This window comes from Psychroserpens luteus (assembly GCF_015319355.1).
In the GTDB taxonomy this organism is placed as follows: domain Bacteria; phylum Bacteroidota; class Bacteroidia; order Flavobacteriales; family Flavobacteriaceae; genus Psychroserpens; species Psychroserpens luteus.
Window position 1 is genome coordinate 1 of record NZ_JADILU010000024.1, and the last position, 1,429, is coordinate 1,429.

2 protein-coding genes are annotated in these 1,429 nt (G+C 32.9%); both read right to left on the reverse strand.

Annotation, left to right across the window (positions count from 1 at the left end; all coding sequences use genetic code 11):
- Nucleotides 1-34: 34 nt before the first annotated feature.
- Nucleotides 35-961: an IS3 family transposase gene (locus tag IM744_RS20545; RefSeq protein ID WP_194510037.1), complete on the reverse strand. Its 927-nt coding sequence runs from the start codon at nucleotides 959-961 to the stop codon at nucleotides 35-37.
- On the reverse strand, nucleotides 868-1,386 hold the full coding sequence (locus tag IM744_RS20550) for a helix-turn-helix domain-containing protein (RefSeq protein ID WP_194510036.1): 519 nt from the start codon (nucleotides 1,384-1,386) through the stop codon (nucleotides 868-870). The genes IM744_RS20545 and IM744_RS20550 overlap by 94 nt, the downstream gene beginning before the upstream one ends.
- Nucleotides 1,387-1,429 lie beyond the last annotated feature (43 nt).

Consider the following 1,429-nt stretch of genomic DNA (forward strand, 5'->3'; position numbering starts at 1 on the left):
TAGACTGCACCCAAAAGCTTAGACAAATTTATAATTAATTTTGACAATAATTAGCTCGATATTCAATCGGGCTCATTCCATTTAGATTTAGTTTAATTCTTTCATTATTATAATACTTTATATAGGTTTTAATATCTTGTTTTAACTGAGTTATTGAACTATACTTATTGAGATAAAACAATTCAGATTTTAGAATACCAAAGAAGTTTTCTATTATCGCATTATCCAGACAGTTTCCTTTACGAGACATACTTTGTATAATCCCTTTTTCTTTTAATAGCTGTTGATATTGTTTCATTTGGTACTGCCAACCTTGGTCTGAATGTAATATTAAATGGGTTTGGTTAGGGATTTTTTTAAAGGACTTTTTTAGCATCATGACTACTTGCTCAAAGTTAGGTTTTTCAGACAGTTCATAACTTATAATTTCTCCATTGAACAGGTCAATTATTGGAGATAAATACAACTTATTTCCAAAGACCTTAAATTCAGTAATATCTGTAGCCCATTTTTTATTGGGCCTGGCAGCTTTAAAATCGCCCTGTAATACATTGGGGGCTATTTTACCTCTTTGGCCTTTATAGGATTTATATTTTTTAACCCTGATAAGGCTCTTCAATCCCAATTCTCTCATCAAGCGCAATACTGTTTTATGGTTAATTGTAAAATATTTCTTGTTGATTTCCAAAGTGATCCTTCTATAGCCCATTCGTCCTTTATGGTGATGGTATATTTTTGTTATCAATAGCTTTATCGCTTTGTACTTGTCGGTAAGCTGACTTCTTTTTTGATGGTAGTAGTAGCTACTTCTTGCCATATTGGTGTGATTTAGCAATAGCTCTAAATCATATTTATGCCTTAATTCTGTTATGGCTTGAGCTTTTTGTTTTGCTCGGCTTGAGTTAAGGCTTCTAACTTTTTTAGCAAATCCAGTTCTGCTCTTAAGGATTCGTTTTCCAATAAAAGTTCCTCTTCTCTGGTCAAAGGTTTACTGGACTTCTTTTTTGCCCTCTTAAAAGGCATATTAGGTTTTTCTTTTGGTTTGTTGGTCAAGCCCATAACTCCTGATTTTTTGTATTTTCTTTGCCAACCAAGTATTACGGACTTGGTCGGTATGTTAAACTTCGAACATGCTTGACTTAAAGATAATACATCTTGTTCAATGGATTCCAAAACCTTATGCTTGAATTCTAAACTGTATTTCTTGGTTTTGCGAGGTAATAAGCCTTTTTTGCCGAATGCTTCATAAGAACGAACCCAGTGATGAAGTGATGTATGGTGACAACCATTTAATTCTGAAACCGATTTTACGGTTTGGTGATGATTTAAGACCTCTTTTACACAACGAAGTTTAAATTCATAATTATACTTGACTTTTCTTTCCATAAAAATACCCTCAAATAGTGTCTAACTTTTTGGGGGCAGTCTA